This window comes from Alkalibacillus silvisoli, assembly GCF_039521975.1.
GTDB classification, from domain to species: domain Bacteria; phylum Bacillota; class Bacilli; order Bacillales; family Alkalibacillaceae; genus Alkalibacillus; species Alkalibacillus silvisoli.
The window spans coordinates 40144-53473 of record NZ_BAAACZ010000011.1 but is presented as its reverse complement, the minus strand read 5'-3'; the positions used below and the strand labels follow the sequence as shown (position 1 = coordinate 53473).

General features: G+C 35.8%; 14 protein-coding genes and 1 other annotated feature. All 14 genes read right to left on the bottom strand.

The genetic code is table 11. From position 1 onward, the window contains the following. Window positions 1-55 precede the first annotated feature (55 nt). The 14 genes from ABDZ63_RS07660 to ftsZ all read right to left on the bottom strand — a co-directional run bounded on the left by ABDZ63_RS07660 (window position 56) and on the right by ftsZ (window position 13311). Window positions 56-970, bottom strand: coding sequence for an RluA family pseudouridine synthase (locus tag ABDZ63_RS07660; RefSeq protein ID WP_343782851.1), 915 nt, complete (start codon window positions 968-970; stop codon window positions 56-58). Continuing rightward, on the bottom strand, window positions 960-1436 hold the full coding sequence (gene lspA / locus ABDZ63_RS07655) for a signal peptidase II (protein WP_343782850.1): 477 nt from the start codon (window positions 1434-1436) through the stop codon (window positions 960-962). Before lspA ends, ABDZ63_RS07660 begins: the two co-directional genes overlap by 11 nt. A gap of 397 nt (window positions 1437-1833) precedes the next feature. After that, a complete protein-coding gene (gene ileS / locus ABDZ63_RS07650; RefSeq protein ID WP_343782848.1) occupies window positions 1834-4581 on the bottom strand; it encodes an isoleucine--tRNA ligase in 2748 nt (915 codons plus the stop codon). Between the two features lie 87 nt (window positions 4582-4668). Then, window positions 4669-4896 (bottom strand) — a binding site (T-box leader). A 128-nt stretch (window positions 4897-5024) separates the two neighbouring features. Further along, on the bottom strand, window positions 5025-5555 hold the full coding sequence (locus tag ABDZ63_RS07645) for a DivIVA domain-containing protein (RefSeq protein ID WP_343782847.1): 531 nt from the start codon (window positions 5553-5555) through the stop codon (window positions 5025-5027). Between the two features lie 87 nt (window positions 5556-5642). Further along, window positions 5643-6416 (bottom strand): YlmH family RNA-binding protein, encoded by a 774-nt coding sequence (locus ABDZ63_RS07640; protein WP_343782846.1) that lies wholly within the window; start codon window positions 6414-6416, stop codon window positions 5643-5645. Window positions 6417-6441: 25 nt separating this feature from the next. After that, on the bottom strand, window positions 6442-6705 hold the full coding sequence (locus tag ABDZ63_RS07635; RefSeq protein ID WP_343782845.1) for a YggT family protein: 264 nt from the start codon (window positions 6703-6705) through the stop codon (window positions 6442-6444). 17 nt (window positions 6706-6722) lie between these two features. After that, window positions 6723-7172, bottom strand: a complete 450-nt coding sequence (locus ABDZ63_RS07630) for a cell division protein SepF (protein ID WP_343782844.1) — start codon at window positions 7170-7172, stop codon at window positions 6723-6725. A gap of 11 nt (window positions 7173-7183) precedes the next feature. Next, the gene (locus tag ABDZ63_RS07625) at window positions 7184-7861 is read right to left on the bottom strand and encodes a YggS family pyridoxal phosphate-dependent enzyme (RefSeq protein ID WP_343782842.1); all 678 of its coding nucleotides are present in this window, start codon (window positions 7859-7861) and stop codon (window positions 7184-7186) included. 17 nt (window positions 7862-7878) lie between these two features. After that, window positions 7879-8679: a peptidoglycan editing factor PgeF gene (pgeF, locus tag ABDZ63_RS07620; protein WP_343782841.1), complete on the bottom strand. Its 801-nt coding sequence runs from the start codon at window positions 8677-8679 to the stop codon at window positions 7879-7881. A 66-nt stretch (window positions 8680-8745) separates the two neighbouring features. Then, complete coding sequence (locus ABDZ63_RS07615) at window positions 8746-8988, bottom strand: YlmC/YmxH family sporulation protein (protein WP_343782839.1); 243 nt, start codon at window positions 8986-8988, stop codon at window positions 8746-8748. A gap of 116 nt (window positions 8989-9104) precedes the next feature. Beyond that, window positions 9105-9887, bottom strand: a complete 783-nt coding sequence (sigG, locus tag ABDZ63_RS07610; protein ID WP_343782837.1) for an RNA polymerase sporulation sigma factor SigG — start codon at window positions 9885-9887, stop codon at window positions 9105-9107. Window positions 9888-10017: 130 nt separating this feature from the next. Then, window positions 10018-10737, bottom strand: a complete 720-nt coding sequence (gene sigE / locus ABDZ63_RS07605) for an RNA polymerase sporulation sigma factor SigE (protein WP_343782836.1) — start codon at window positions 10735-10737, stop codon at window positions 10018-10020. A 1-nt stretch (window position 10738) separates the two neighbouring features. Next, window positions 10739-11650, bottom strand: coding sequence for a sigma-E processing peptidase SpoIIGA (gene spoIIGA, locus ABDZ63_RS07600; RefSeq protein WP_343782834.1), 912 nt, complete (start codon window positions 11648-11650; stop codon window positions 10739-10741). A 536-nt stretch (window positions 11651-12186) separates the two neighbouring features. Next, window positions 12187-13311 (bottom strand): cell division protein FtsZ, encoded by a 1125-nt coding sequence (gene ftsZ, locus ABDZ63_RS07595; protein WP_343782833.1) that lies wholly within the window; start codon window positions 13309-13311, stop codon window positions 12187-12189. Window positions 13312-13330 lie beyond the last annotated feature (19 nt).

Genomic DNA, 13330 nt, shown 5'->3' with positions numbered 1-13330 from the left:
AAAGGTTTTATTTAATTAATCCTTAGTATATATTCTATCTTCTAATTAAGAAAAGTCAAGTCATTAATTTTATTTTCTCAATCGTATCTCTAAAGATTTGCGGTGATTCAGCAGCAACACTAATCGATTCATTGGTTATTGGATGAGTGAATTCTAATTTTTTTGCATGTAGAGCTTGTCCTTGAACATCTAACGTTTTTCTAGGTCCATACTTTGGATCACCAACTAAAGGGTGTTCGATATATTTAAAATGGACGCGAATTTGGTGCGTTCTCCCTGTTTCTAACTCACATACCACATGTGTGAAGTTTTCATACTTTTCAATAACAGAAAAGTGTGTAACAGCTTCTTTTCCATCATTAACAATCGCCATTTTCTGACGGTCATTAGGATCTCTTCCAATTGGGGCATCAATCGTGCCTAATTCATGAGAGATAGGTTTATGGACAAGTGCTTCATATTGTCTTTTTATTTCTTTATTCGATAATTGTTCGGACAATTTTTCGTGAGCTTGATCATGTTTAGCAACAACTAATAACCCACTTGTATCTTTATCAATTCGATGGACAATGCCTGGGCGGTAGACGCCATTGATTCCCGATAGATCATGACAATGGTATAACAAGGCATGGACAAGCGTACCACTTTCATGACCATGTGCTGGGTGCACAACCATTCCTTTTGGTTTATTGACAACTAGTAGATGTTCATCTTCATAACGAATGTCTAACGCAATATTTTCTGGTTCAATCGTCATTTCTTTTGGCTCTGGAATTTCCCAAGATAAATGATCTCCAAGCTGACATTTATAATTGTTCTTGACAATAGAACCATTCACCTTCACATAGCCATCTTTAATCCATGATTGAACTTGATTGCGTGATGCCTCGTCATTAATATTTGCTAAAACTTGGTCAATTCGTTTTTTCTTGAAAGATTCATCAATTGTAAATTGCTGTTTATTCGTCATCTTTTTTCATCCTTTTACTGTTCCACTCATCATACAATATTAAAACAATTATAATAGTCACACCAACTGTTAAGGCCATATCCGCAACGTTGAAAATCGGAAAGTTGTAATTAAAAATAATAAAATCTAAAAAGTCAACCACTTCTTGCATGACAATTCGATCAATAAAATTCCCTATTGCACCACCTAATATCAACGCAAATCCAACATTTAATAATTTATAACCGTTTCGATACTGTCTCATATAGTATACGATGACGCCGACTACAAAAACTGTCACAAGGTAAAATAACCACATCTGCCCTTGTAACATTCCCCAAGCTGCACCACTATTGCGGTGAGATGTAATATAAAAGAAGCCTGAGATCACTTCGATTGATTCATGTAGGTTCATGGTCCGTATAATAACCCATTTCGTAATTTGGTCGAGTGCAATAATGAAAAGTGCAATGATGTAATAGATCAATCGACTACCCCCCACCTTTTATTCTTCCTCTTGCATTTTATCATAAAAATAAAACAAAAACGATTTAATTTCCGGTTCTAAGTCAAATGTTAGTTTGGCCTTCTAAGAGCACCCCTTATTTATGTCATCTGTCCTTCTACATGTTTATACTGGTGGTGAACTAATACTTTTCGGCACAATCAGGAAAAGCGTCGAAAGCCAAATGCTTGTCGTTTAATGACTTAGGTTTGACTATTAAGGCCATCTTTGTAATCGTTCTGTTCATAATTTCTTTTTACCAACGCCGGGCGGCCGCCATCCCAAACCTCACTCTGAATTGTGTCTCTACCCCAACAAATATTTTAGAGCCATAAAACGAAGCTCCTCTTTAAAACAAGAGGAGCCTCAGAAAGAATTATTATAACTGTACAACAATACTTGCACAACGTTCACATAATTCTGGGTGTGAATCATTAGAACCGACCGTATTGGATGCTACCCAACAACGTTGACACTTCTCACCTGTATGCTTTTCAACTGCAACTGATACATGTTCGAACGCTTTAGCTGTTTTATATTCAGTCGCTAATTCAACATCAGAAACAATTAAATATTGATGAAGATGTTCGACTGATTCTAATAATTCTAAAGTAGCTTCATCTTTTGGAACAATCGTCACTTTAGCTTCTAATGACTTACCAATTACTTTATCATTTCGCGCTTCTTCTAACGCTTTTAATACATCTTCACGAATGGCCATTAGCTGTTGCCACTTAGCCTTCGTTTTCTCTTCACCTTCAATGGTTCTAGCTTCTTTAAGGTCTGTTAATTGTACACTTTCTGCTTCTACACCAGGGATATAGTTCCAAATTTCATCAGCAGTGTGAGATAGAATTGGTGATAACAATTGCGTTAAGCTAACTAAAATTTCATGATAAACCGTCTGAATGCTACGGCGACGCGTACTATTTGGCTCTTCAATGTATAATACATCTTTAGCGAAATCTAAATAAAAGGCACTTAAGTCAACTGTACAGAAATTATTAATCGTATGATAGATCACTGAGAAATCATAATTGTCGTAAGCTTGACGTACTTTTGCTACTGTTTCTTGCAAACGAATTAGCATGTAACGATCCACTTCTTCTAATTCACTTTCTGCTAACTGATGCGTGTTAGGCTCAAAGTCGTGTAAGTTACCGAGTAAGAAACGCATCGTATTTCTAATTTTACGATAAACTTCAGACACTTGCTTTAAGATTTCATTCGATACACGCACATCAGCACCATAGTCTGTACTTGCTACCCACAAACGTAAAATGTCTGCACCTAATTGTTTCATAACCTTTGATGGTACCATAACGTTACCTAAGGATTTACTCATCTTACGACCTTCACCATCTAGTGTAAAGCCATGGCTTAAAATTCCTTTATATGGTGATTGACCGGTAATCGCTACAGATGTTGTTAAAGATGAGTTAAACCAACCACGATATTGGTCTGATCCTTCTAAATATAAATCTGCAGGACGCTCTAGCTCATTACGTTCAACTAATACTCCTTGATGAGTCGAACCTGAGTCAAACCAAACATCCATAATGTCTGTTTCTTTTGTGAATTTACCATTAGGACTACCAGGGTGAGTAAACCCTTCAGGTAATAGCTCTAAAGCATCTTGTTCAAACCAAATATTAGAACCATGCTTACGGAATAGGTTAGATACATGATCAATTGTTTCATCTGTAATGATCACTTCACCATTTTCAGCATAAAAAACTGGAATTGGTACACCCCAAACACGTTGACGTGAAATACACCAATCTTCACGGTCTTTCACCATGTTATACATGCGCGTTTCACCCCACTCAGGGTGCCAATCAACCTCTTTGACCGCTTGAAGTAGGTCTTCACGGAAATCACTAACAGATGCAAACCATTGTGATGTAGCTCGGAAGATCGTTGGCTTCTTTGTACGCCAATCATGTGGGTATGAGTGTGTCATAAATTCAAGCTTTAGTAGTGCTCCTACTTCGTCTAGTTTTTCAGTAATAGCTTTGTTAGCTTTATCGTAAAATTCACCTTCAAAACCTGGTGCTTCACTCGTGAACACACCTCTTTCATCAACTGGACATAATGCATCTAATCCGTATTGCTTACCAATCCAAAAGTCATCTTCACCATGTCCTGGCGCAGTGTGAACACAACCAGTACCAGATTCAGTTGTTACATGTTCACCTAAAATGATTAGCGAATCGCGATCATAAATTGGGTGCTTTGTCACAACGTGCTCCAGGTCCTTACCTTTATAACGATTGACAACTGAAGGGTTGGTCCATTCTGTCATTTCAGCTACTTCTTCAAGTAGGTCCTCTGCTACAATAAATTTACCTTCCTCAGTTGAAGCAACCACATAGTCAACCTCTGGGTGTAAAGCAATAGCTAAGTTTGCTGGAATTGTCCAAGGGGTTGTCGTCCAAATAACAAACTTCTCATCACCATCTAACATGCCATTTCCATCAGTTACATTAAATGATACATAGATTGATGGAGAGCGTTTGTCTTGATATTCAATTTCAGCTTCAGCTAATGCTGATTCAGATGATGGTGACCAATATACAGGCTTCTTACCTTTGTAAATATAGCCACGTTTAGCCATTTCACCGAACACTTTAATTTGCTGAGCTTCAAAAGAAGGATCAAGCGTAATGTAAGGATTATCCCAATCACCACGAATGCCTAGTTGCTTAAATTGTACGCGTTGATTATCAATTTGTTGTAGCGCGTACTCTTTACACATTTCTCTAAATTCAGCAATTGATAGTTTTTTACGATCAATTTTCTTTTTTTTCGTTAATGCTACTTCAATTGGTAAACCGTGCGTATCCCAACCAGGAACATATGGAGCATGAAAGCCAGCCATTGATTTATAACGCACAATAAAGTCTTTTAAAATTTTATTTAACGCATGACCCATATGTAGGTCACCGTTCGCGTATGGAGGGCCATCGTGTAAAATAAATAACGGTCTACCTTCTGTACGCTTTTGTACTTTTTCGTAAATTCCTTCTTCATCCCAAGCTTTTTGCATCTCAGGCTCACGGTTTGGTAAGTTTCCGCGCATCGGAAACTCAGTATTTGGCATTAATAACGTTTCCTTATAACTCATAAAAATCCTCCTTAACCTGTTTCAAATATCACTAGCCCTAATAAGCTCTTCATTTAAAGTTCATACAAAAAGCCTGCTCATCCCCAAAACAGGGACGAGCAGGCTCGCGGTACCACCCTCATTGAATGAATAAAACAATTCATTCCACTTGAGCATTCGTAACGTGAATGAAGACGTCCTTTTCTACTGTGACTTAAAGGTTCGAAAAGGAAACTCCGGGGTGATCTTCCTTAAGAGGGTTGCTACTAGGCTTACACCTTCCCTAGCTCGCTTTAACAACTAACACTCAAGTACTGTCCCCATCAACGCTTTATTCCATATACTACTTAATAATTAATGTAAAAACTTCAGTCATCTCATGATAAAAAATTATAGATAATTATTACTTTGAAGTCAAGGACTATATTTTAATTATATCTATTATAGACACATTTTAAACGTGACTATGAATCTGATTGTGAATGAGAACTATAAGCTGATTCCAATTGTTGGCCCTCTTGCTCTTCAGTATCTAGTTCAAATAAATCTTCCCAATCTTCATTATCAATAATATCTAATTGGGCTTCAACTAACATTTTTAAACGTGTACGGAATACTTTAGCTTGTTTTTTAAGCTCTTCAATTTCCATTGATACTTGTCGAGACTTCGCTAGTGCATCATTAACAATTCTATCAGCGTTTTTCTCTGCTTCTTTTATAATTAATTTTGATTCTTTATTCGCATTATTCTTCACTTCATCTGCTGTTTCTTGAGCAACAAGAATAGAGCGGTTTAATGTTTCTTCAATATTACTAAAATGACCTAGCTTCTCTTCACTATCATTAACGCGCTCTTCTAATGCTTTTTTCTCGCGAATAACTTTCTCAAAGTCTTTAATAACTTGGTCTAAAAACTCATTAACTTCATCTTCATCATATCCACGAAATCCTCTAGTAAACTCTTTATTATGAATATCAAGCGGCGTTATTCCCATTGACTTGAACCCCCTCTAGTCCTATTTCGCAATGTCTTTATGTACTATTTCGACAAGAAGCATCTTTTTCCTGCTTAGTTCTTCATATTATTTCAATTTAGCCGTTTTAATGCGAATTTTACTTTTTCTTGTTTCTCCTAGAATTGCTACTACTTTACTTCTACCATATGATTTGAGTGAAATTAAATCACCAGATTGCAGATGATAAGATGAATGATTAACAATGCGGTGATTAACTTTAACTGCTTCTTTTTCAATAAAGGTTTGAGCTTTTTGACGAGAGATTTGATAGATTTCTTTAATCATAACATCAAGTCTTGTCGAAGAAACAGTCCCTTCTTTTTCCTGCCAATGATGATCAGGGTTTAAAACAGTATGTTCATCCACTTCCGTTAAGTTAATTCGAGTATTTTTGATCTTCTCTACATTCATCTTTAAATATAGTGCTAAATCTTGATCACATATGATTTGAAATTCTCCATCTAGAACAATTAAGTCTCCCAGCTTTTTCCTTTGTAAGCCCAGTGACATCATGGTCCCTAACAAATCTCGATGTGAAAGAGAGACGAACTTAGAAGCATATGTACCTTGTAATATACTTAACTTATAGTCTTCATGTTCAATTGTTTCATAAAAAGGGGCTAATATAGCACGCTTACGTTCCGCTCGTTCATAACCACCGTAGAATGATAATGTTAAATTGTCTTCTTGACCAATAATGGATTGAAAGATTAATTGTTCTCTTGGGTTGAGAAAATCGCTTATAACCGGTATATACTGTCGTTCAACTTGATGTCTCCAATCAATCACTTGATCTATAAATGGTTGTTCTTCTGGACGAAAATGTTGGTATAAATCCATGAACTTCCTCTTTCTAATCTAATGATTAAAGCAACATATTAAACACAACGATCAAACCGTTCGATGCTAGATGAAGTGTGATAATTGCTACGATAGGTGAAATATCAATCATACCTAAAGGTGGAATCACTTTTCGAAACGGCTCTAAATAAGGCTCACACGCTTTGGACAAAAACTGCCCAAATTGAGATTCCCTTGCACCAGGAAACCAAGACATAAAAATATATCCGATTAACATAAACGAATATATTTGAACTCCTATTAATATAAGATTAAATATGGCATCCACTCACATTACACCCTTTCTTATTTATAATCATAACTAGAATCATTGAAAATCTCTGAAATACTGCCTGAAATATCAACATGTTCAGGTGTGCATAGGAAAGTTTGTTGACCAAGCTTTTGGATATTACCGCCTAAAGCATAGACCGTACCACTTAAAAAGTCAACAATACGCATACTCGTTTGATGATCTAGACGTTGCAAATTAACGACGACTGACTTTTTCTTTTTGACATGATCAGCAATTTCTTGTGCCTCATCATAATCAGTTGGTTCACATAATACCATTTTCGTATCATTTTGAATGGAGGTTAGACTGACCACGTTGTCTTGATTTTGTTTTTTGAACTGTTTGGCCGGTTCTTGTTCTTGATTGACTTTATGATCCTCGCGTTTTGTTGCTTGGTCTTCTTCAAATGATGCTTGTTCATCAAAATCAAAAAATGACTTGAACTTGTCTTTAAAACTCATCGGAATCTCTCCTATTTTTCATTTCCAACTAATTTTGAACCTATTCTTAAATGTGTAGCTCCTTCTTCTATGGCAATGTGAAAGTCATTACTCATCCCCATAGAAAGATTGTCACAAGGTGCATAGGAAAAGTTTAGGCTCTTAACTTGATCTTTTAATTCTCTTAACTTTTTAAAACATTGTCTAATATAGTCTTCATCTTCGACAAATGGCGCCATCGTCATTAAACCAATCACTTGGACATTCGGATAACTCTCTAAACTTTCAATAAAAGGAATGACCGCTTCTGGCTTAAGCCCATGTTTAGATTCTTCACCACTTGTATTAACTTGTACAAAGCACTGTACAGGACGATTAGCACGTTTATTTATTTCTTTAGCCAATGATTTACGGTCTAATGAATGAATCATATCAACGTAATCAATAACATCTTTTACTTTGCGTGATTGTAATGTTCCAATAAAATGCCAGTTGGCTGCTTGTCCAATAGCTTCATATTTTTCTAATAAACCTTCTAGACGATTTTCACCTAATTCAGTAACCCCTGAATCTACAGCCTCTTTCGCTCGTTCAACAGAAACATACTTTGTTACGGCAATAACTTTAATGTCACTTAAATCACGACCAGCTCGTTCACATGCTTGATTAATTTCAGTTTGAATTGTGTTAAATCGTTCACTTACTACCATGTTAACAGACACCCTTGCTATGAAATTTGTAATGATATGAAAGCCATCATCCTGCCGGTTTGACCTTCATCTCGGCGAAAAGAGTAAAACAGTTCCTCTTCTTCATAAGTACAATAGTTTGTCATACTAATTTGGGAATCTTTTAACCCTGCTTGTTTCAAATATAAATAGTTTAACATTTTTAAGTCAAGTAAATAACGACCATTTGGACTAGGTTTTAAAACTTGAGCGTGGTAATTTTGAGGGATTTGTGTAACGACTCGATCGTCTACCTCATAGTTGGTTTGTGTAATTGAAGGTCCAATCATCACTCGAATACTATCTAAAGTTGCCCCTTGATGTTCTAATGATTGAATCATCTTCTTTCCTATACCACCAACTGTTCCTCGCCATCCTGCATGTGCAAGGCCGACCCATTTTTGTTTTGGTGCTGCAATATATAACGGCACACAGTCTGCATAAAATGTGACTAATAATTGATCAGGGTCATTGGTGAAGATACCATCAGCATCTATTTTAGGCTTTTCATGATCAGTACTCGACTGATCCACCTCAGTCAAATTGATGACATCAGTGCTGTGAACTTGGTTTAAACAGTTCCAGCTCTCCAAAGGGTAACCAATTTGTTCACTTATGTATTGTCTATTTTGAAGTACTGATTCGAGCTTGTCATCAACATGTACACCGACATTTAATGAATCATAAGGCTTTGAGCTAAACCCATTAGCTCTAGTTGTAAAACCGGCTTTTATACCATACTTCTCCCAACTAGAATTTATTAATAAACTTGGGGTTTCAAATTCTAAAATTTCACTCATAAACGACGCTCCTCTTATTACTATTTTACCACATCTTGATATAATTTTCTTAACGTCTCAACCTGTTTATTTTGAATGTTTCATCATTCTCACTAATATGACATCCGTACCAACCTTTTCGATTTGTGACCACGCAATGGCTATTTCTTCGTGCTCCCCGAACACACCAAACCATTTCCCTTTAACTGTCACAATTAACGAAAGAATCACACCTACAGACACATCTAATTCTAAATCACTAATAAAGCCGACTTTCTCTCCATTCTCAACCTCAATAATATCTTTTGTTTGAAGTTCTGACAATAACATAATGACCATGCCTCCCCACTATTAATACTATATGAAGGAAAAAAGCATAAAAAAACCTCCAACTTGAACTACACCGTAAAAGTAAGATGTAAAATTCTTTGGAGGTTTTGGTTCACTTATTGATCTAAAACCGTTTTATTCATTTCCTTTATTGCTGACTTCTCTAACCTTGATACTTGAGCTTGTGAAATTCCGATCTCATCAGCAACTTCCATTTGAGTTTTACCTTCGAAGAAACGTTGATTAATGATGAGCTTCTCCCGTTCATTTAACTTTTTAATCCCTTCTCTAATGGCTAATTCATTTAACCATGAAGAATCTTTTTGCTTATCATCTTTTAGTTGATCCATAACAAAAATCGGATCACTTCCATCATTATAAATTGGTTCAAAAAGCGATACCGGGTCTTGAATAGCATCTAAGGCAAAAATAATATCTTCATAAGGGATGTCCATTTCTTTTGCAATTTCTTGAGTCGTCGGTTCTGTTGAGCGTTGACTCATTAATTCTTCTCTTACCTGTAATGCCTTATAAGCAATGTCACGCAAAGACCGTGATACTCTTATAGGGTTATTGTCTCTTAGATAACGCCTAATTTCACCAATAATCATCGGTACAGCATAGGTAGAAAACTTTACATTTTGACTTAGGTCAAAGTTATCAATTGACTTCATTAAACCAATACAACCAACTTGGAATAAGTCATCAACATTCTCTCCACGATGATTAAAACGCTTAATAACGCTTAATACTAATCTCAGATTACCATTGACTAACTCTTCTCTTGCCGGCTCATCACCTGCTTGTACCCTTTTAAAGAGAAATCTCATTTCATCATTTTTTAAAACGGGTAACTTTGACGTGTCAACACCACAGATTTCAACTTTATTTCTTGTCATGCTAGCCCCTCCCATCTGGAGATGATGTCAATTTCATTTTTTCCAGAATGAGAGTTTTTATGCGATGAACTTATGAAATCAATCAATAAAAATCCCTTAAACTAACAAATAGTTCAAGGGATATAAGGGGTTACACCATTTTATTAAATTCTCGTTTTAACCGTTTTATAATCTTCTTTTCTAACCTTGAAATGTACGATTGTGAAATCCCTAACTGATCAGCTACATCTTTTTGTGTCTGTTCTTCATAACCACTTAGACCAAAGCGCATCTCCATGATTTGCTTTTCTCGCCCATTTAGTGTTGATAGAGCTGATATTAATAAAGTTTTATCTACATAGGACTCAAGGTCTTTTGTAATAATATCTTCCTCCGTACCTAAGACATCTGACAATAATAACTCATTGCCGTCCCAATCAACATTTAACGGTTCATCAAAAGATACTTCTGTTTTTCGCTTATTGTTTCTTCTTAAATACATTAAAATCTCATTTTCTATACAACGTGAAGCATAGGTAGCAAGCTTGATTTTCTTTTCAGGATTAAAAGTATTGACTGCTTTTATAAGTCCGATCGAGCCTATACTAATTAAATCTTCAATGTGGATTCCGGTATTTTCAAACTTCTTCGCAATATAAACAACTAGCCTTAAGTTATGTTCAATTAACATAGATTTAGCCGCTTGATCACCTGCAACCATACGCTCTAACACATTACGTTCTTCATCTTTAGATAAAGGTGGTGGCAATGCTTCACTACCACCAATATAATAAATTTCGTCCCGTTTAATTTTAAGTTTTACAATTAGTTTAAAATAAATTCGCTGTAAATAATTCCAAATACGACGCAATTTATGATACCCCCTCTACATCTTTTACCCTCATCCGTTTCGATTGTATTAATAACGGGTTTAATAAACATTGAACATTCATTTGTCGTGAAAAATGACCAAAATGAATGCCCACATACACTTTCTTCGTTGAAACAACTTGGTTATTAATGAGAACATTTACTTCATCTGCTAAAAATGCAGGTAACAATCCTTGTTCTCCACCTGCTTTTTGATACGGAATTAATTGAATTTCATCATTCACATTTTGAAAACCTAAATGATCAGCCAATTTTAATGATTCTACTTTTGTTTCGTCAAACCAATGCTTAAAAATGGTTTCATTAACTAAAATAACTGGATGTTGTGTTAAAGGATGTTTGAGTTGGTTCCCAGTATCTAAAAAACCTAAAACTTGTATTTTCTTATTTTGATAACGAATCGATACATCATATTGCTGTTGCAAACGCATCTGAAACATCGTTAAATTTTGTAATTGACTTTTGGTAATAAACAAAGCTACAGGGAACAAGATTAAGACAACAATCCAACTCACCATATCACCAAAGGGTGCATGGGTACTTAGGACCATCTCTGTATTCGTATTAATAAAATAATGGATCCCGAAAACGGCCCCACCAATTGAAAAGTTTATAAAATAGAAACTAATAAACTTAATAAAAAAATCTTTTAAAAACTGATATGAAAATGCGATTAGAATAATAAAAACTGAATATATTAGTTTAAAAATGGCAGAGTCGAATATACTCCAATCCAAAAGTAGTGTGAATGGAATGATTAGTGATGCAAATAGTGCCGCTAAAAATACTCGCCAATGTACAAATTTACTCCTTGTTACCCAGGCAACTACTAATAAGATCATCCAGTCAAATAACAAATTTAATAGCCATATTAAGTCTACATATAATTGCACGTTTCACATCCTTTTAGTTTCCTTAAAGCTAGTATAAAAAAAGAAGCCTAAGAAACATGTCAATTTCTCGGCTTCTTGTTTAGCTTTTTTTGAGAACTTTTGTCTTAAAAATGTGGTAGTTTTAATAAAAGTGAGGTCGAATCAGTTTTATATAGAGAAAATCTATTAAAGTTAATTCCTTATTTGTTATCCTTGTTTTATACCACCAACAAAACAAAAGTAGTTTTCGTGCACAGGCAAACTATTATAAATTTTACGATACCGTAAAATAATCGGATATACCTGAGTTCGAAAAAGCGATTGATTTGGCTTTCGACGATTTGACCGATTGTGACGAAAAGTATTAGCACATCACGAGGATAAACATGTACAAGGACACATGGCATATATTTGGAGTGCCTCAGATGGACAGCCCAACATTTGACTTAGGACCCTCTTAAAATGGCACCCTAAATTTATTCCAAAGTATAAAAAAAGAGCTTTTTCAATAAGTCAAGTTTATGACTTTTGAAAAAGCTCTCCTCATTCATTTTACTTTATTGTTCACGATTGCGATTACGTAAAAATGTTGGAATGTCTAAAGTATCTTCTTCAATGCTTGTGCGCTGCTTAGTTTGTGCTGGTCGTTCTTTTCTTGGTTGTTGTTGACCAACTGAAGATGCACTTGTTTGAGTTGGTCTTGCTTGTTGGTTTTGGTTAGATTGTTCGTTTTCATCAAAACCAGTAGCAATAACCGTCACAACGATTTCTTCTTTTAATGTTTCATTAATGACTGAACCAAAAATAACGTTTACTTCTTGATCAGCAGCAGATGTTACAATTTCAGCTGCTTCTTGCACTTCATAAAGACTTAAATTCTGACCACCAGAGATGTTCATTAAAACACCATGTGCACCATCAATGGATGTTTCGAGTAATGGTGATGAGATTGCCTTTTTCGCTGCTTCAGCTGCACGACTTTCACCTGTTGCAACACCAATTCCCATTAATGCAGACCCTTTATCAGACATAATTGTCTTGACGTCTGCAAAGTCAACATTAATTAAACCAGGAACAGCAATTAAGTCTGAGATACCTTGTACACCTTGTCTTAAAACGTTATCTGCTTCTCGGAACGCTTCAAGCATCGGTGTATTTTTATCGACAAGTTCAAGTAAACGGTCGTTTGGAATAACTATAAGTGTATCGACATTTTCTTTTAACGTATCCACACCTGATGTAGCATGTGTAGATCGCTTGCGTCCTTCAAATAAGAACGGGCGAGTTACAACACCGACTGTTAATGCGCCAATTTCCTTGGCTATATGAGCAATAACTGGAGCAGCACCTGTACCAGTACCACCACCCATACCAGCAGTTACAAATACCATATCAGCACCTTGTAGTGCTTCTTCAATAACTTCTTTACTTTCTTCTGCAGCTTTTTTTCCGACTTCTGGATTCGCCCCAGCCCCTAAGCCACGTGTTAATTTTTCTCCGATTTGTAATTTCGTATCAGCTTTAGACAAATTTAACGCTTGAGCGTCTGTATTAACTGCAATAAATTCTACACCTTGTACACCATGTTCAATCATGCGATTAACAGCGTTAGAACCACCACCGCCAACGCCGATCACTTTTATTGTTGCTAATTGGTCCGTATTTGCTTCAAAATCTAACATGTCTCGTTCCTCCTACTTG